The sequence below is a fragment of the Mucilaginibacter terrae genome (assembly GCF_042679325.1).
Taxonomy (GTDB): Bacteria; Bacteroidota; Bacteroidia; order Sphingobacteriales; family Sphingobacteriaceae; genus Mucilaginibacter; species Mucilaginibacter terrae.
On record NZ_JBHTMJ010000001.1, the window covers coordinates 36,707 to 54,200 of the forward strand.

The 17,494-nt window shown below is 42.7% G+C and carries 15 protein-coding genes; 6 read left to right on the top strand and 9 right to left on the bottom strand.

Annotated elements, in window-relative coordinates; genetic code table 11:
• Positions 1–13: 13 nt before the first annotated feature.
• The 3 genes from ACFQ3S_RS00180 to ACFQ3S_RS00190 are packed head-to-tail and all read right to left on the bottom strand — an operon-like array spanning position 14 to position 2,783.
• On the bottom strand, positions 14–820 hold the full coding sequence (locus ACFQ3S_RS00180) for a DUF3857 domain-containing protein (protein ID WP_377159974.1): 807 nt from the start codon (positions 818–820) through the stop codon (positions 14–16).
• Positions 817–1,743, bottom strand: a complete 927-nt coding sequence (locus tag ACFQ3S_RS00185; RefSeq protein WP_377159976.1) for a hypothetical protein — start codon at positions 1,741–1,743, stop codon at positions 817–819. Before ACFQ3S_RS00185 ends, ACFQ3S_RS00180 begins: the two co-directional genes overlap by 4 nt.
• Positions 1,716–2,783: a hypothetical protein gene (locus ACFQ3S_RS00190; protein ID WP_377159978.1), complete on the bottom strand. Its 1,068-nt coding sequence runs from the start codon at positions 2,781–2,783 to the stop codon at positions 1,716–1,718. Before ACFQ3S_RS00190 ends, ACFQ3S_RS00185 begins: the two co-directional genes overlap by 28 nt.
• A 104-nt stretch (positions 2,784–2,887) precedes the next feature.
• Here ACFQ3S_RS00190 and ACFQ3S_RS00195 point away from each other — a divergent pair, with 104 nt between their 5' ends.
• The 3 genes from ACFQ3S_RS00195 to ACFQ3S_RS00205 all read left to right on the top strand — a co-directional run bounded on the left by ACFQ3S_RS00195 (position 2,888) and on the right by ACFQ3S_RS00205 (position 5,483).
• Entirely contained in the window at positions 2,888–3,907 is a 1,020-nt protein-coding gene (locus ACFQ3S_RS00195) for an exonuclease domain-containing protein (protein WP_377159980.1), read from the top strand.
• Positions 3,908–4,095: 188 nt separating this feature from the next.
• A complete protein-coding gene (locus ACFQ3S_RS00200) occupies positions 4,096–4,389 on the top strand; it encodes a hypothetical protein (RefSeq protein ID WP_377159982.1) in 294 nt (97 codons plus the stop codon).
• 332 nt (positions 4,390–4,721) lie between these two features.
• The gene (locus ACFQ3S_RS00205; RefSeq protein WP_377159984.1) at positions 4,722–5,483 is read left to right on the top strand and encodes a DUF72 domain-containing protein; all 762 of its coding nucleotides are present in this window, start codon (positions 4,722–4,724) and stop codon (positions 5,481–5,483) included.
• Positions 5,484–5,560: 77 nt separating this feature from the next.
• Here the strand turns inward: ACFQ3S_RS00205 and queG are convergent, their stop codons facing one another.
• Positions 5,561–6,508 (bottom strand): tRNA epoxyqueuosine(34) reductase QueG, encoded by a 948-nt coding sequence (queG, locus tag ACFQ3S_RS00210; RefSeq protein ID WP_377159986.1) that lies wholly within the window; start codon positions 6,506–6,508, stop codon positions 5,561–5,563.
• A 382-nt stretch (positions 6,509–6,890) separates the two neighbouring features.
• On the opposite strand from queG, the gene ACFQ3S_RS00215 reads away from it, so the two are divergent.
• Both ACFQ3S_RS00215 and ACFQ3S_RS00220 read left to right on the top strand, forming a co-directional pair.
• Positions 6,891–7,259, top strand: coding sequence for a SpoIIAA family protein (locus ACFQ3S_RS00215; RefSeq protein WP_377159988.1), 369 nt, complete (start codon positions 6,891–6,893; stop codon positions 7,257–7,259).
• A gap of 23 nt (positions 7,260–7,282) precedes the next feature.
• Complete coding sequence (locus ACFQ3S_RS00220; protein WP_377159990.1) at positions 7,283–7,498, top strand: hypothetical protein; 216 nt, start codon at positions 7,283–7,285, stop codon at positions 7,496–7,498.
• A 242-nt stretch (positions 7,499–7,740) separates the two neighbouring features.
• Here the strand turns inward: ACFQ3S_RS00220 and ACFQ3S_RS00225 are convergent, their stop codons facing one another.
• The 3 genes from ACFQ3S_RS00225 to lspA all read right to left on the bottom strand — a co-directional run bounded on the left by ACFQ3S_RS00225 (position 7,741) and on the right by lspA (position 11,597).
• Positions 7,741–8,595, bottom strand: a complete 855-nt coding sequence (locus ACFQ3S_RS00225; protein ID WP_377159993.1) for a polysaccharide deacetylase family protein — start codon at positions 8,593–8,595, stop codon at positions 7,741–7,743.
• A gap of 123 nt (positions 8,596–8,718) precedes the next feature.
• Entirely contained in the window at positions 8,719–11,007 is a 2,289-nt protein-coding gene (locus ACFQ3S_RS00230; RefSeq protein WP_377159995.1) for a GH92 family glycosyl hydrolase, read from the bottom strand.
• Positions 11,008–11,081: 74 nt separating this feature from the next.
• Entirely contained in the window at positions 11,082–11,597 is a 516-nt protein-coding gene (gene lspA, locus ACFQ3S_RS00235; RefSeq protein ID WP_377159997.1) for a signal peptidase II, read from the bottom strand.
• A 171-nt stretch (positions 11,598–11,768) separates the two neighbouring features.
• Between lspA and ACFQ3S_RS00240 the strand changes: the two genes are divergently transcribed.
• The gene (locus tag ACFQ3S_RS00240; RefSeq protein WP_377159999.1) at positions 11,769–12,449 is read left to right on the top strand and encodes an SGNH/GDSL hydrolase family protein; all 681 of its coding nucleotides are present in this window, start codon (positions 11,769–11,771) and stop codon (positions 12,447–12,449) included.
• Between the two features lie 8 nt (positions 12,450–12,457).
• Here ACFQ3S_RS00240 and ruvB read toward each other — a convergent pair whose 3' ends face one another.
• Both ruvB and ACFQ3S_RS00250 read right to left on the bottom strand, forming a co-directional pair.
• Complete coding sequence (ruvB, locus tag ACFQ3S_RS00245; protein WP_377160001.1) at positions 12,458–13,480, bottom strand: Holliday junction branch migration DNA helicase RuvB; 1,023 nt, start codon at positions 13,478–13,480, stop codon at positions 12,458–12,460.
• Between the two features lie 244 nt (positions 13,481–13,724).
• Positions 13,725–17,462 carry a carboxypeptidase-like regulatory domain-containing protein gene (locus ACFQ3S_RS00250; protein ID WP_377160003.1) on the bottom strand — a complete coding sequence of 1,246 codons (3,738 nt, stop codon included), beginning with the start codon at positions 17,460–17,462 and terminating at the stop codon, positions 13,725–13,727.
• Between the last annotated feature and the right edge of the window lie 32 nt (positions 17,463–17,494).

The window sequence follows — 17,494 nt, forward strand, 5'->3', positions numbered from 1 at the left end:
CTACAGTTTCGGGCTAAAGGGTGGTTCGCCCCAACAATAGCCTGTCGTACACCCATTTACCTAACTCCTGCCAGTTAGTGAACGAACCATCGTAACCCTCATAAATAAATTTTTCGGGAGCTATTTTGATAATGGTTTGGTATTGCTCCGGGTCGGGGCTGTAAGGTTCGCTACGAAATGCCTTAATATGGTTAACCTCCCAGCTATAAGTTTTAAAACCAACGGCATTAATGCCGGGTATAGCTTTACCGGCATAGTTCAACTCTTTATAACGGATGTTAAAATTGGGCTTACAAATAAACTGGAAAGTGCTGTGTTCAACAGCAGTAGCCCCGACGTTGTTAGGTATCCAATCGTTAAAATTGAGCGTTTGTTTCGATAGAACCTCGTATTCATATTCAATGGTATAAGGATAATTAACCATAGCCGGATGGTAATGCTTTACCCTCGAATCTATAAACAGCGAGGCATCGTCGCCTGCGCTGTGGTCGCTGAAGTTCTTGTCGGTAAACTTACTTACCGGTTTGCCAAATTCATCATAAACAATGCCTTTAATATATTTAACGCGGTTGCTCTTATTATACCAAACCGCTATATCGGCGTTGCTTTCACCGTTTTTATTTAAAATGGTAACCACCTCTTTAAAATGGTTAATGGTATTGTTCAAATCTTTAACCTCGGTAGTTACCTCCATTTTGCGCACTACAGCGCTGGCATAAGGCAGCAGTTCTTTAGGAATGGTAGCGGCATCGTAAAAGGTTTGAGCACCTGCTTTTGAAGTAAGCCAAAAGAGGCTAAGTAGTAAAATATACCTGATCATGATTTTTTCTTGAAAATGATGTCGGCCTTTTCGCTCTGAATGATCTTGTTGAATAACTCTTTCAGGTAAGGGTACTCTTCAGAAGAATAAATGGAATTGTTTAACTGGATAATATGAGAGAAGCTGAAGCTATCGTCCTGAGCAATGTAATCGGTTACAAAACGGCCGCCGTTGTTAGGCATAACCAGTCCTAAATTTTGCGGCGGCGTTTCTACCACATAGTTGGCCGGTAAGTGTACTGTTAAAACCACTTTGGTATCAGTTGGTGCCCCCCAGTCAACCGGGTAAGTACGATCGGCCATTTTAAAGGGGTTTTCGGTTATTCTGTTAAAAAAGTATGGGTTAAAGGCTATTCGTTGCGCATCCATATTATCATACAGGTTAATCTCAATATCGTAGCTTTCACTTAGCGTTTTATCCAGGCTATCCACATTAATTATTTGGTGGTTCAGAATCTTGATCTTAGGCATCGCCTCATCTAAATTCTCCACATATTCTTCAATGCTATTAAATTTTCTGATGTTTCTGCGTTGTTCCAAGGCTTCGTAACCGGTAGAATAATGGTTCATTTTACCGGTAAGTTTGCCGTTGGTTTGCAGGGTTAGGTTCATAATATAAGTCCGTCCCTTTTTTTGTGATGCAACCAGGTCTATCCAGTAGGAGGGCTTATTTAAGCTCATTACGCGCCCCTGGTCGTTAATGCAGTGCTCGGGCAGCAGGCCAAAAGGCAACTGGGTATCGGTAGCGTCGAGCAGGTAATATTTTTCGCCAATGTTAGCTTTGGCAACCACGTAATTAAAATCACTGGCCACCGGGTAAAGCTTGTTAATAACACCGTTGTTACGGGTAGATAGTACTACGGCCTCTGTATTGATACCCGCCGCGTTTAAGGCAGCTACCAGGGCCAGGTTAATATCGGCCACGTTGCCGCTATGCGTTTGCGGATACCATTATCGGTGTACATGCCGTAAAACTGGTTACGTTTCAGGTTTTTTTGCAGGTAGTAGTATATGGCTTTTGCCTTGCTCAGTTCATCGGTTGCACCGGCAAGCATGGCCGGTAAGCGGTCTTTAAATAAGCCGGTCCTTTTTAATTGACCGCCAAACTCCTCGTTCTGTTTTAAAGTCCGGTCAATATCTGCCCAGGTTTGTGTCGATACATGTTTAGTGCCATCGTACGGATCTATGTAATCATTCAATTCGTAATTTATGGCCGACATGAAGTTTTTAGGCGCGGTCATGTAATCTTCTTCTACAAAGGCTGGAATATCGCTCATGCCATATACCATTTTCGAGCAATCACATTTGTTTCCCCTCACCTGAAAACAGTCGCGGTCTATCTCCGCCACATTTTTAGTGAGTTTGTACGGCCCTTTTAGCGAGGCTTTAAAATTGAAGTAGGCAGGTATGCGTGCCTCGTATTCCGAATAAATCTTCGGTATCCCACTTTGAAATTCCCAGTCTTTAAAATGAAGTGTACGGGGCGATTCGAGCGTATATTTATATTCTATTACACAACCGTTACGCAGGTTTGGCATCGCAAACTTAACCATGTTCCAGTACTTGTTCTTGTTTTCGGTAAAAACCTTTTTATTATCCAATACACTCTGCTGTATTTGACCCTGGTCATCGGTGTAAAAGGTAGTGGCCTCTACATCCCTTACTTTTTCAAAGCTGTTGTTGTCGTTCTTGTAAACAGGGATTTCCACATTGCCTTCGTCAAAGCCCTTGCTGTCAAATATTTTGATTTTTACATGGTATTCATGTATCAATGGTAAGCCATCGTTACTGCTGATCCAGGTTTTGCCGTACTCCTGTAAAACCACAGCATGTGCGGTAGGGTCTTTATCGTAAGATTTCATTCCCATTTCGTTAAGGCTATACACACCGTAACGAAAATCCTGAGCATAAGAAAATTTACATAGTAACGCGATAGTGAAAAGCCAGAGTAAGCGTAATTTCATACCTGTGATAATTGAGTGGGTTAAGTTTATTGTTAAGCCATAAATATAAAAACTTATGCACAATCTTTCTAAAGGTTTTTACGACCTTTGCCAAAACGCCCATAATGAAATTAAATTTAAAACGTCCGCTTGCATTTTTCGACATAGAAGCCACCGGTATTAATATTGGTGCCGATAGGATCATCGAAATTGCCATCATTAAAATGCTGCCCGACGGGAGTGAAGCCAGTAAAACATGGGTAGTTAATCCCGAAATGCCTATACCGCTCGAAACCTCACTTATACATGGTTTTTATGATGAGCATGTGGCCGATAAACCTGCATTTAAAACAATAGGTGCCGAAATTGCCGAATTTTTAGGTGATGCCGACCTGGCCGGTTATAACTCTAACAAGTTTGATATACCCATGCTGATGGAGGAATTCTTGCGCGCGGGCATCCCTTTTGACTTAAACGGCCGCCACTTTGTGGACGTGCAGAATATATTTCACCAAATGGAACAGCGTACCTTAAAGGCTGCTTACCAGTTTTATTGCAATAAAGATATTGTAAACGCGCACTCGGCCGAAGCCGATACCCGTGCCACTATGGAAGTGTTGCTGGCCCAGGTAGAAAAATATAAAGACACCGAATTTATCGACAAAAAAGGCGTTACCTCTATCCCGGTACAAAACGAGGTAGCTGCCCTGCACGAGTTTACCAACATGCAGCGCGCGGTTGATTTTGTTGGCCGTATGGTGTATAATGAAGCCGGTGAAGAGCTATTTAATTTTGGCAAACACAAAGGCAAACGCGTTACCGATGTGTTTGACGTGGAACCCAGCTATTTTGCCTGGATTATGCAAGGCGATTTTCCGCTGTACACTAAACATAAGGTCAAAGAGATCCACGACCGCTGGAACCAGGCCCGTCCGCCGCGTCCGGCGCAGCCCAAGCCTGCCCAGCAAGGTCAGCCAGCTCAAACCGAGCCTAAAAAGCAGTTTAATAAACCATACGTAAAGCCGCAATATCCGCAACAGCAACAAGCGCCAAAGCCGGTCAGGAAACCCGACGAACCTGCACAGCCTGTAAACGAAGACATGCTGCAAATGCTGGCCGATAAGTTTAAGAAAGGGAAGGTGTAGGTTGGTGAGTAGTTGAATGGTGAGTGGTTGAGTAGTTGATTGGTTGTGAGTAGTGAAAATGTCATTGCGAGCGATAGCGACGTGGCAACCGCACGGCGCTAAGTCAGGCAATACGTTAGTGAGTGGTACGGTGATAACACTGACCATAGGCTGTGAAGGTTATCTGCTAATTAGATCTTAGAAACGCGATGAAAGAAACAGATATTAAATCGGAGCGAGATTTAATAGTGATGGACTTCAACCTTTTAGATAAGTGGGATGATTTCGAAGACATTGTTATGTTGTTGGAAAAGTATTTTAGTGCAACTATAACTAAGCGGGTTAACGGGCCTGAATCAAAGTTTGTAACTCTAATTATAAATAAAGGTGAATTGATTCTTATCAATAATCCTTACGGTAATACTTTAAAGGCATCAAACGATGTAGGTAAAGCTGCATTAATGGAAGTCTATAGTAATTGGGATAAGTTCTCAAGATTATAACTGTTGTATTTGCTAATACCCCACGCTGTCCGTAGTCTCTGACTACGAACCACTATGCTCACAGACTTCAGTCCGTCCCAATAATAAGCAGAAAAGCGTTCACGAAAGTGTTCAAAAACCGTTCAAAAGCGTTCACCCGTGAACACTTTTGAGCGGTTTTTTTGTCTTAAATCAAAATTCGTTTCACTGCAAAAACCTAATTAAATGAAGAAAAATGTAACTTTTTGAACTTTTTTGTAATAAAGCGGGCACTTTCATCGTGAACACTTTGAGTGTAATGGTAACGAAAACCTATCCATGCTTCGGCTGTTTAAACAGCACATCACTAAAGCATGACCGCACCAGCAAAAGGCCAATTTTACTCCGGTACCAGCAATATAGAATTGCCCGTACGCAACAAGCTGGCCTTTCCGCCCGAGTATCAGGAGAAAAGCCGGTTGGCTTATTATGCCTCCTTGTTTAGCAGCGTAGAGATCAACAATACTTTTTATAAACTGCCCTTACCTAAAACCGTAGCCAAATGGGCTGCCGATGTACCCAACGGCTTCCGGTTCACCTTTAAGCTTTGGCAGGAGGTAACCCACCTCAAAGGCCAGCGTTTTAATACCGAGCATGTTGCCCGGTTTATGCATATTATTAACCAGGCGGGTAGCCAAAGAGGATGTCTGCTGGTGCAGTTTCCGCCAAGTGTGGTGCTTAACCCGGTTTTGCTGCACGAACTGTTAAGCGAGATTAGTTTGGGTAGCGTAGATGAGCCCTGGCAAGTGGCGGTAGAGTTTAGACACAGATCCTGGTACCAGGACGCAATCTACGAGCTGCTCGACCAGCATGAGGCCTGTATGGTATTGCACGATCTGCCTGCCTCGGCAGCGCCTGTGCAAGTAGGGGAGGCCAACTTTATGTACCTGCGCTTTCACGGACCAAACGGCGGTTACCGCGGTAGTTATGAGGATGAGTTTTTATCCGAATATGCCAGCTATGTAAAAGAGTGGATGCAGGACGGTAAAACCGTTTATGCCTATTTTAACAATACCATGGGAGGTGCCGTGCAAAACTTAATGACGTTTAATAAGTATGTTTTAGCTGAAGATTAGTGGTAGGTGGGACGGCCGGAGGCCGGGTAATAGTTGCCACTTGGCTGGAGCCAAGCGGCGGCGAGGACAAACAGAGTTTAGTTGTCTAAGTTATCGCCTATTAAAAACTCTATATTTCTCTTTAAGCCGGTAAACTTAGTCCGCTTCACAGGCGATTTTTTAAATACTTGCTGAAAGGTTTCCTGGGTAATTTCCTGCCAGTCGCGTTGGGTCATGCCCAACAAATCGGGGTTGGGTGTAAAGGCTTGTTCGGTGTGGGTTATCGAAAACTTGTTCCAGGGGCAAACGTTTTGGCACACATCACAGCCAAACATCCAGTTATCGGTTTTGCCTTTAAACTCTTCAGGTATGTTGTTCTTGAGTTCAATGGTGAGGTAAGAGATACAACGACTGCCATCCACAATGTAAGGGCCTACAATGGCATCGGTAGGGCAGGCATCAATACAGCGGGTACAGGTTCCGCAATGGTCGGTAGTAGGGGCAACATCATAAGCCAGTTCGGCATCTACTATCAACTCCGCTAAAAAAAAGAAGGAGCCGCTTTTTTTGTTAATGAGATTGGCGTTTTTACCCACCCAGCCTAACCCTGCTCGCTTAGCCCAGGCTTTATCCAGCACCGGTGCCGAATCTACAAATGCCCGGCCGCCCACATCGCCTATGTTTTCCTGAATAAAGTACAGCAGTTCTTTTAGCTTATCTTTGATCACCTCGTGGTAATCCATACCATAGGCATACTTGGAAATTTTAGGTGCTAAAGGATCCATTTGTTGCTGGTTGGTATAATAATTTAATGCCAGGGATATTACCGAGCGGGCACTATCCACCAGCAAGCGCGGATCCAGGCGTTTATCAAAATGGTTTTCCATGTACTGCATTTCGCCATGGTTGCCTTGTTTAAGCCAGTTTTCCAGCCGTGGAGCTTCTTCCTCCAAAAAATTCGCTTGTGCAATACCGCAAAACATAAAACCCAGGCGCAGGGCCTCAGCTTTAATTAACTGGCTGTATTTAAGCAAATTTGGATTCATGATGTGTAAAGGTAAGCAATTAGTCGGGAGAGTCCGTTAGTCAGGTGAGTCAGAAGAGCCTAATGGTTTAAAAGATGAGATTGGATGCTACGAAATAGCATGATTTCCTAAATTCTGTTAAGTCAAAAATCCTGTTAATTCAGATTCAGACAAATTGAGTTAGGGATGAAAACGGATACCGGCCCATGCCGTAAGGCTTGCAGGCGTATGAGCGTACAGAGCCCGGGCCGCAGGCAACGCCCCCACAGTCGAAAGTTTAAAGTGGAGAGTTGAAAGTTAGAAAGTCAAAAAATAGAAACTATACTTAGTAGCCAATTACCGTGCGTATCCCGCAAACACTATGGCTTCGACTGCGTTGTATAACAACAAACTTTAACCTGATATGCTGCAATTTATAAACGATTTGCCCGAAAATATAGTAGGCATACATGCCGTGGGGGAGGTAACCAAAGAGGATATTGATACAGTATTGATCCCACGCCTTGATGACCTGGTTAAACGTCAGGGAGAGATCAATTACCTGTTGGTACTGGAAACCGATGCGCAAAACTTTACTGCAGGTGCTTGGTTTAATGACGTGAAGGTAGGCCTGAAACATTTTACTAAATGGAAAAAGGTAGCCGTAGCTACCGACCAAAAAAGCGTGGAGTGGTTTACCAACCACATATTTAAATACTTAATACCGGGCAAAGCGCAAGGCTTTTCGTTAGATAAACTGGAAGATGCGGTTAAATGGATTTCAGAAGACTAATATTACACATAAAACAATTACCTATGGCAACTGATAACACCCCTAAAAACGACGATCAATTAGGCGAAAACGCAGGTGATAGCGAACTTTCAAAAGGTTCGACTCCTACAGAGCATACCAAGGAGGATGAAACCCTTGTAGACACGGTTGTTCCTGACAACGACAGCGGCGCACCTGGCCCGCCAAAAGAAGAAGATTCTTCTAATAAAGATGGCGGCCCATCGGAAGAAAACTTATAAAATAACAAAGCCCTTTCCTGATTTGGAAGGGGCTTTATCATTAGGTGAAAAACTTTAATTTTTGCTACTTATAAACTATTTTAAACGTAATAAACTGTCATTTCGAGAGATAACGAGAAATCTTGTTAGTAGGAATAGGTTGCCTACTTTGCATCTTGAACAAGATCTCTCCTAACTGTTCGAGAGGAAATTGACGTTTTGTATAGCTTCTCAGAGCAACGCTGAAATGACATATGAGGTAATTAAAAGCTATTTCTAATACTGTTGCTTAAAGTTTTTGCGCTCCAGTAACCGCTATCCAAAATACGGCGGATGGTAAGCACGGGGTCATTAGGATCGCGTTTTTCAGACAGTTGAAAGGCTGCTTTAAAACCACGGCTTTTTAATTCGGGCAGGCCCTGCGCATTCCATAAGCCAAAAGGGTAAGCAAAATATTCTATTTTTTTACCGGTTATATCCTCCAGTTTTTTAGTAGGCTTGTCTATTTGGGTTTCCCAGTCTTTACCTGTAAATTTCTTAAAGTTATGGTGGTCCCAGGTATGGCTTGCTATCACGTTACCTTCGTCACTCAGCTGTTTAATTTGATCCTTATTCATGTAATTAGGACGACCGATTGATACCGTCATGATAAAATAAACGGCCTTAAAGCCATATTTTTTAAGTTCCGGGTTGGCAATGGTGAACTGGTCGAGGTCGGTATCATCAAACGTAAGCATAATAGGCTTACTGGGCATGGCAGCACCTGTGGTAAGGTAATCATACAACTGGTTAGGTAATATGGTATGGTAACCGCTGTCGGCCAGCATCTTGATCTTTTCTTTAAAACTGGCTATGGGTACGATGTAATCTTTGGCCGTTTTTGAATCCTTGGCGCGCCAATCGCGAATTTGGTGATAGCACAAAATAGGCACTTGTTTACGGGCAATTATTTCGGCAGATGTAGCTAATTTACCGGGCTTCTTAATTACTTCAGTGGTTGTGGTAATACTGGTACTGGTTATTGTTGAATCCGTGGTTTTTTTCTGGGTTTTGCCCGAATTGCAGGCCACTAGGGTGAGGGTGCAGACCGCAGCCGCCACCGAAATTAAATTAAGCATCTTGAAAATATATATACTGATTGATCAACGAAAGTAAAATAAATATTGATTGAAATACAATTATAATTTTCGTGAAATACGCGTTAATCAGAGCATTTCAACCAATTGGATGCTATTCGGAAATTATGGCTTAACCGACATTGAAAAAGGGTATTCTGTTTGCTTAATACCTCTCGTTTTATTTGGAACGGCCTGCATTTTGAAATCTAATATGCCCCCTTTTAACAATGCCTTATGGCTCAACCAATTGAGATTATACAACTTACCACCATAATTTAAATTTCCAACATATTTATTATTGAAACTATTTAACGGTGCTTTAATAATCACAGTTTTACCATTCTCTAAATGGAGGGTCATTTTTTTGAATAAAGGGGCTCCAATAACATATTGATCGGATACCGGGCAAACCGGGTAAAAGCCCATGGCCGAAAACACGTACCAAGCCGATGTTTGCCCGTTATCCTCATCTCCGCAGTACCCATCGGGTGTGGCTTTGTACAAGCGGTTCATGGCCTCGCGGGCCCAATATTGGGTTTTCCAAGGTTGGCCCGCAAAGTTATACAGGTATATCATGTGCTGAATGGGCTGATTTCCATGCGCATACTGGCCCATGTTCATGATCTGCATTTCACGGATCTCATGTATCACTCCGCCATAATAAGTGTCGTCGAAAACAGGAGGGAGGCTAAACACCGAATCGAGTTTGGTTACAAACTTGTTTTCGCCGCCCATCAGGTTAATCAATCCCTGCATATCATGAAAAACCGACCAGGAATAATGCCAGCTGTTGCCCTCGGTAAAGGCATCACCCCATTTAAACGGGTTAAACGGCAATTGAAAGCTACCATCCTTGTTCTTGCCACGCATTAGTCCTGTGGCCGGGTCGAACAGGTTACGGTAGTTTTGCGAGCGTTTTTTATACAGGTCAATTTCGGCCTGCGGGCGTTTTAATACTGTAGCTAACTGGTAAATGGCAAAGTCGTCATAAGCATATTCCAGCGTGCGGGCTGCATTTTCGTTAATTTTTACATCATACGGTACATAGCCCAGTTCATTGTAATATTTAACACCGTAACGGCCTGTAGCAGTTACCGGGCCTTCGTTGTTAGCACCATGTAATAGGGCTTCGTACAATTTGTTAATGTCGTAACCACGCAAACCTTTTATGTAAGCTTCGGCCACAACCGATGCGGAGTTATTGCCCACCATAATATCGGCATAGCCCGGGCTGCTCCACTCGGGCAGCCAGCCGCCTTCTACATAATCGCTTATTAAGCCCTGCTGCATTTCTTTGTTAATGGAAGGGTACATGAGGTTTAAGAAAGGATACAAGGCACGGAATGTATCCCAAAACCCCGTTCCTGCAAATTTATAACCCGGCATGGTCTTGCCGTTGTATGGGCTGTAATGAACAACCTTATTTTGTGCATTTACCTCGTACAGTTTATTAGGAAACATCACCGTACGGTACAGGCACGAATAAAAGGTGCGTGTTTGGTCAACACTGCCTCCTTCAGGCTGCAAACGGCCTAATACTTTATTCCAGGTCTGGTGTGCTTTTTCTTTGGTGGTTTCAAAACTATCTTTACCTACTTCGCGGGCCAAATTTAATTCGGCTTGTTCAAAGCTAATAAATGATGATGCCACACGCAGGTGTACCTTTTCGCCTTTGGTGGTTTTAAAGCCAATAATGGCACCGGTATGGTTAGCGGTTATTTCGAGCGAATCGGCTCCGGCCAGCGTTTTGCCATGCCATGCTTTGGCAATGGTGAAGGGTTTATCGGTGTAAATAACAAAGTAGTTCCTGAAATTAACAGGTTTACTACGCGCATTACGGGTGGTGTAACCTATAATTTTGTTTTCTTTGGGGATGATTTTGATATAGGAACCACGGTCTAAAGCATCAACTACTATAAAAGAGCTATCACTTTCAGGATAACTAAACTGAAAATAGGCAGCGCGTTCGGTAGTGGTCATTTCGGCCATTACATCATGATCGGCCAGGTAAACGCTATAATAATACGGCTTGGAGATCTCCGATTTATGGCTAAACCAGCTTGCCCGCGCATCCTGATCGAACTTCATTTTACCGGTAACCGGCATAATAGCAAATTGCCCGTAATCATTCATCCAGGGCGATGGCTGGTGCGTTTGTTTGAAACCACGAATTTTATCGGCAGCGTATTGGTACATCCAGCCGTTGCCCATAGTACCCGTTTGCGCCGACCAGTAGTTCATGCCCCAGGGGACACCTACGGCAGGGTAGGTATTACCGTTGGATAGGTCGGGTTTGGAGTCGGTACCCATAAGCGGGTTTACCCAATTGGCCGGGTCGGCTACCTTGTTTACCTGCTGTGCCAATACAGGAACAGCAGCTATAAGTAGTATTGATAGCAGCAAACTTTTCATCCTGGATATGTTAATACCGGCAAATATAGTATTGTTTAATGTATGAAGGCAATAATGGATAAAGAGCCGCAGGGTTATATAGTTTGATTGACTGATTTGGGATTTTTATCAGCTTTATAGTAAGAAAATAACAGTCCTGTAATCCCTGCGGTTATGCAAAGGTCAGCCACATTAAATATTCCGGTACGAAGCTGACTTATGCCAACATTCATAAAATCGGTAACATGTCGGTCTCTAAAAACCCGGTCGATGATATTTCCAATTCCACCTGCAAAAACTAACGCGTAGCATATTATCCTAACCGTATTAAATTCTTTGATTTGCGTGAAAGTATAAATTAACAAACCAGTTAAAACTAATAAGGGAACTAAGCTGAGCAACAAAAAGCTATAGGGTTGGGGTAAATTGTCGCCCAGGCTTAATGCAGCTCCTGTGTTCTCCGCATACTGTAGCCGGAACAGGTCATGAAAGTAGGAACTGGGTTCCCGGCTCATTAAGTGTTGTTTGGCCAGGCCTTTGGTTAGCTGATCGCAACTGATAAGGGAGGAAGAAGTTAAACAGAACAAGATGATCTTAAACCGGGTTTTCATAATTGCTGGAGTTAAAAGGTTGATTACCATAATCAACTCTTACTAAGTGTTTTTATTATGAGGAGATGTACTTATATTGCTTCCCTTATGAGAAAGCATTTCGTTACACCAATTATTTTATGCTTGGCAATTTTTTGTTCGTTTATAACTGGAGATAAACCCCGTATAAACGTGGTATTTATAGGTGATAGCATTACACAAGGCTCTAAAGTGCTCGGACAAACTCCGCCAGATTATGCAGGTGAATATTTAATATCCCCCAAAAATACAGGTGGTGTTCAGGTAGCCAATTGCGGAGTAAGCGGCCGTACTACGGTTAACTTTTTACCTGCCACAAATACCGAATTTAAGAAAGTAAAGGCCGCAGCCGATAAGTTTTACGTGGATAAGCAGGCTGTGCTCTTGTTCTCGGTTATGCTGGGAACTAATGATAGTGCAATTAAAGGCCCATTAGGTGCCCCTGTAGCGCCAGGAGATTACCGTGCTAACTTAAAAACCATTGCCGATAGTTTGTTAGCAGCTTATCCCGGTTGTAAAATAGTATTCAACTATCCTATATGGTATAGCAATAATACCCATAACCGTGGTGCTACCTACCTGCAGGAAGGCCAGGATAGGGTAAAGGCATATTGGATAGAAATAGATGAATTGGTACAATCATACAAAAGCACCAAGCATAACCAGGTATTTAAAGGCGACAAAAATGCCTACGCATATTTTGAAAAGAATTACCTAACCGACTTTAAACCCGAAACCGGCCCTGACGGAACCTTTTACTTGCACCCCAATGCCAAAGGAGACAAGGCCCTGGGCGAATTTTGGGCCAAAGCAATATTGAAAGCGGTTAAGTAACCGTTTTTTTAAAATAAACGCGGTGCCTGCCCGGCGCGTATTAAGCCTAAATGTTTATAAGCATTATCGGTAGCCTCGCGGCCGCGGGAGGTACGCATAAGGTAACCTTCTTGTATCAGGAAAGGCTCGTACACCTCTTCAATGGTTCCTTCGTCTTCGCCTACGGCTGTGGCAATGGTTTTTAAACCTACAGGGCCGCCTTTAAATTTCTCTATAATGGTAAGCAGTATCTTGTTATCCATTTCGTCCAAACCGTGCTCATCTACGTTAAGCATAGTAAGGGCGTACTTAGCAATGGCGGTATCTATGTTACCATCGCCTTTAATTTGGGCAAAATCGCGCGTGCGGCGTAGCAGAGCATTGGCAATACGTGGTGTGCCACGGCTGCGACGGGCAATTTCATAAGCCCCCTCATCGGTAATAGGGGTTTTAAGGATGGATGATGATCTTAACACAATGGTGGTGAGTAGCTTGGCATCGTAATACTCCAGCCTCGAATTAATACCGAAACGTGCCCTTAAAGGTGCGGTTAACAAACCCGAACGTGTGGTAGCGCCTACCAGTGTGAACGGGTTTAACGACAATTGTACCGAACGGGCATTGGGGCCGCTTTCCAGCATAATATCTATTTTAAAATCCTCCATGGCCGAGTATAGGTACTCTTCTACCAGCGGACTTAAACGGTGAATTTCGTCAATAAAAAGGATATCGCCAGGTTCGAGGTTGGTTAGGAGACCGGCCAAATCGCCTGGTCTGTCTAACACTGGTCCTGAAGTGATCTTGATGCCCACACCCATTTCGTTGGCTATAATGTGCGAGAGGGTAGTTTTACCTAAACCGGGGGGGCCGTGCAGCAGCACATGATCCAAGGATTCGCCGCGCTGACGGGCCGCCTGTACAAACACGCGCAGGTTGGCTAATATTTTATGCTGACCGGTAAAATCCTCAAATACCTGCGGACGAAGTACCTTTTCAATGTCGCGTTCGGTAGAGGTGAGGCGTTCCTGGTTAGGGTCTAAATTCTCGTTCATTTACCAACAAATTTAGCAATATCTTTGAATAGTGAGTAGTTGTAATGTGGATTAAGTTGATCGCTTTTATTGAATATTTGACCGAATTTCCGCAAAAAACCTTATAATTTCTCATTTTATTATACCGGGGGAAATTGGGTAAATCAACAAGAAATAGAAACTAAGTCCTTCAACAAAATAATGAAAATGATGTACGGCATTTTTACAAAATTATTTGAAATAAATCAGATTTGGAATATACAGGTTATGGTATGTTGCATTCAAATATTTTGTAAAATGGTACTGCACTATCGGTTAGCCCTTCTACAATGATAAGATATTCGCCTTTATAGCCGCGGGTAAAAAATGTGAATAAATGTGAATCTTTTAATCCTGTTAATATATCTGGAGCCCAATATAGCTCCTTGGTTTTGTGTACCAAAGCAGTAGGTAGTTCTTGAGTACCTGGTGTATAAAATATTTTGGCCTGATAATATCCTTCAAAAGCTCCGTTAAATTTAGCCTCCTTTGCTGGCAAACCTTGCTTAAGATCAATATACAACAAATACCCTGTTTTATTTACTCCGGTATTATTTATCAATACTTTACGAATTTTAACCAGCCCAACCTCCTTCATGGAAAGATTAAGGTACTGCTGATAAATAGCGTTATTTTCTGTATAGCTGTTTGTACCGCGGATGTTTAACTGCCTACCATTAACGAATAACTGGGGGGTAATCAATGAATCGTCTCCCGCAAACATAACCCTGTCTGTGGCCTCTGTTATAGTCTGTACCAAATCAAATCCGCATGAGCATTTACCAGGCCTTTTACTTATTATTGGTTCGTGCCTGCATACAGGCACAGATTGCTCGTGCTCACCATTACAAGCATATATGTTAGAAGACCGGTCCTGTGTTGCATAACCCGACCTGGCCAGCAGGTAGTGCTTTAAATTATTGTAACTATAATCTGCAGGAGTTATTTCAAAGTTTTCCTCCCGGTACCCAAACGTTGTAAAATTACCTTCCAGCAGTTGTGTATTTGCCCGGCTCACAACCTTTACGGCTTTTAGTTTCTGTACGGTGTTTGCTATGGTCTCTGTTGGTAACCGGGCTTGGTTGCGTGCTAAAAGTGGTAGTTTACGTGTATTTGCATAGTTATATTCCTTTATCGTACTATCAGGCAGCAAATTCAGGGTATCCGTAGTTATTAGCCTGGCTTGCACCTCACCCAATGCCTGGCCTTTGCTATCCATTGCGGATATGGTGTAACTTTGTTTACCGTACACATCATCCACCGTAAAGTTATATAAGCCTGCCGTATCTGTTTGGGTGGTGTATAATTTCTGCTTTTGGGCACCTGGAACATACAGGCTGACCGGAACATTGGTTGCCGGGCCTCCATTTATTTTAACAATTGAACCTTGTAGTTTAAAAGCGACCTCCGCTTTATAATTAGTTTGAACAGAAGTAGGGGTGTTATGGTATTTCCAAAGGTAATCTCTCCAGCCTTGTGTAAGCAAAAGAAGGTCCAGCTGATTTTTCCTTTCGGGATTGTTTTCATCAAAGTATATTGAAGGGTTATAGATGCCCCCTTTAATTTCTGAACTGAGCATCAGGTAGCTTACTATATGATTGGTATGAGCATGATGCAACTCACGCGGAAAAACACTTACAGACATGTGGCCTTTAACCGGAAGCCCGGATGAATCTGTTACCGCTATAGATACGTTAACTTTTTTTTCTGTATTATTTACAGGAAATTCTTTTTGCAGAGAAATATTCGGCTTTTGTTGGGTTTCGCAAAATATCAATCGCTCTGCAAGAGGCTTATTATCAGCATCTTCAAGTAACACAACATTAACTCCCGGAAAAAGCACTTTTTTGGGCACTTTTATAGTGTGTTGAAGCAATTTGATAGGGATTGTAAGTGCTGCTATATTAATGCCGGCGTGTTTAATTAAAAGTCTGAATTTTTTACCCGAATCTTTTTTTAAGCTGACGGCATTTGTGGAGATCAGTATGTTGAAAGTACTTTCCTTTTCCTGAACAAACAGCGAAAAACCTTCGCTCAATACCTGCGAAAGAGCTGCCTGGGCATCATGGGCTACAAAATAATAGCTTAAGCCCGGCCGTGGTTTAATCAAAAAGTCTCCCATCCCGTCGGTGTTGGTTTCGGCAGTACAGATGCTGTCTCCGGCAGCGTTAACAATCTTACCCTTTACCTTCAATGGAGTTCCAATACTATCTGTAGCCGTAAAGGCTACGCGCGAAAAAACATCGGTAACTAACGAGCCGCTTTCAGGATAAAAATGTATCAGGGGCTTTGAGTACTTTGATGTAACGGTGGCATTGAGTTCTTCAGCTTTGATCAGCCCCTTTTTACCGGCTGTGGAAATAGCTGTCTGTGTTTTACCGATAACCTCAATCTCCTTTTCAAAAACCAGGTCATGTCCATAATTCCTCATCCAGTTGGTATAAGCACGAATACGGTAAACCCCTGTAGGCAGGGTATCGTCCAGGAAAAAATCACCGGCGGCAATTCCGCTTTGCAATTTCAGCATCCTTCTGCTCAGAAGCGTATAATCACTGCCAATAAGCTCAGTATAAAGGATGCTGCTATGATCTGATAACTGATTGTTTCGGGCGTTAACCAGGTAGCTGCTAAGCCAAACCGTGTCTCCGCTATGATATAAGTTGCGATTGGTTCGTAGATACACTTTTTCAACGTATTCATGGTTTATATTACTTTTTACAATACTATCAGGGTTGTTGCCAGCCAAAAAAAGCATCTCATCTTTCTTAGATAAAGTATAATCAAAAGGTAGCAAATCAGCAATGGTCTCCGTGTTTTCGCCCTGGGAGATGAGGTGACCGGGGCTCAATAGTACGCCGTTGACATCAAAAATGGTTTTTGGTGTGTTAAGTGTTAAAACACTGTTTGCTAACTGGTAGGTGCCGTTTGCTGCTAAAACTCGTTTGCGGGAGGATATGACATAAATATTTTTTCCAAATTTCAGTTCGTAAAGCCCAGGTTTGTCCGATTCTTTTACCAGCTCTTTTTCCGATAAAAATTTATTATTTACAATATAATGCTTAATAGAAAACTGTTGTAAATTTTGCCAGTACTTCAGCGAATCGGGGTTTCCACTTTCAAACTGCTTAACTTTATTAGCAATGAGTGCATCACGCAAAGCACTTGTATCCAATTCTGAAATAATGGGATGAACAACAAACCCTTCCTGTTTCCAGGTTTCGCTAATAGCGCTTTTCAAGAAATGTCGTATCGAACCCAAATAGGTTTCTGCCCGCTTTCGTTCCCACCTTTTGTGTTCAGCATTGGAGGCGCTTATTTCGGAAAAGTAAACCTTACCCAGATAAGATCTTGTGCCGGTATTGTAATCATACTCAAATTCATCAAGCAGGATATTGATGTTATAGCCCAATGCGTTGTTCCTCACCAGGAGAAAACTATCGCAGGATGCCGTTAAAATATTTTTCTTTTTATTGAACCGGATGTTGAGAACAGCAGGATTAAGTATCTTACATTTAGAAGCATTCTCTGAGTTTCCAAATAGGGCATTTTCGAGTTTCGCAACTAAACTTGCCTTGTTTTTTGCGCTCAGCGGTTTACCTACCGTAACATCATGAAGCGATTGTGCTGCCGGTTGAAGCGGTGCTGTAATAGTAGCCGGTGAGGAAACTTCAATAAGTACCGTCCTCGCATATTTTTGATATCCTATGTAAGAAATAATCACGATATGTTTCCCCGGTGCTACAGCGTTTATTTTGAAGGTGCCATCAGAAAGTGAACTTGTACTCTTAGACTCATTGGCCAAAAAAACACTTGCCGCACCAAGCGGCTCCTTTGTTAAACTATCTATTATGATACCCGATATAGTAGTTTGAGCGAATGCTTTTGCTGCAAAAAGCAATACGGAAATTAATAACAGAACGCAGATACGCATACAGCGGAACTTGCCTGTAGGGACACGGTTCATATTTTTAGGTATAATAGGTTTAAAGTTGGTTT

Coding starts and splice junctions, on each gene's coding strand:
- ACFQ3S_RS00180 (WP_377159974.1), bottom strand. CDS start 820: ATGATCAGGTATATTTTACTACTTAGCCTCTTTTGGCTTACTTCAAAA.
- ACFQ3S_RS00190 (WP_377159978.1), bottom strand. CDS start 2,783: ATGAAATTACGCTTACTCTGGCTTTTCACTATCGCGTTACTATGTAAA.
- ACFQ3S_RS00195 (WP_377159980.1), top strand. CDS start 2,888: ATGAAATTAAATTTAAAACGTCCGCTTGCATTTTTCGACATAGAAGCC.
- ACFQ3S_RS00200 (WP_377159982.1), top strand. CDS start 4,096: ATGAAAGAAACAGATATTAAATCGGAGCGAGATTTAATAGTGATGGAC.
- ACFQ3S_RS00205 (WP_377159984.1), top strand. CDS start 4,722: ATGACCGCACCAGCAAAAGGCCAATTTTACTCCGGTACCAGCAATATA.
- queG (WP_377159986.1), bottom strand. CDS start 6,508: ATGAATCCAAATTTGCTTAAATACAGCCAGTTAATTAAAGCTGAGGCC.
- ACFQ3S_RS00215 (WP_377159988.1), top strand. CDS start 6,891: ATGCTGCAATTTATAAACGATTTGCCCGAAAATATAGTAGGCATACAT.
- ACFQ3S_RS00220 (WP_377159990.1), top strand. CDS start 7,283: ATGGCAACTGATAACACCCCTAAAAACGACGATCAATTAGGCGAAAAC.
- ACFQ3S_RS00225 (WP_377159993.1), bottom strand. CDS start 8,595: ATGCTTAATTTAATTTCGGTGGCGGCTGCGGTCTGCACCCTCACCCTA.
- ACFQ3S_RS00230 (WP_377159995.1), bottom strand. CDS start 11,007: ATGAAAAGTTTGCTGCTATCAATACTACTTATAGCTGCTGTTCCTGTA.
- lspA (WP_377159997.1), bottom strand. CDS start 11,597: ATGAAAACCCGGTTTAAGATCATCTTGTTCTGTTTAACTTCTTCCTCC.
- ruvB (WP_377160001.1), bottom strand. CDS start 13,480: ATGAACGAGAATTTAGACCCTAACCAGGAACGCCTCACCTCTACCGAA.
- ACFQ3S_RS00250 (WP_377160003.1), bottom strand. CDS start 17,462: ATGAACCGTGTCCCTACAGGCAAGTTCCGCTGTATGCGTATCTGCGTT.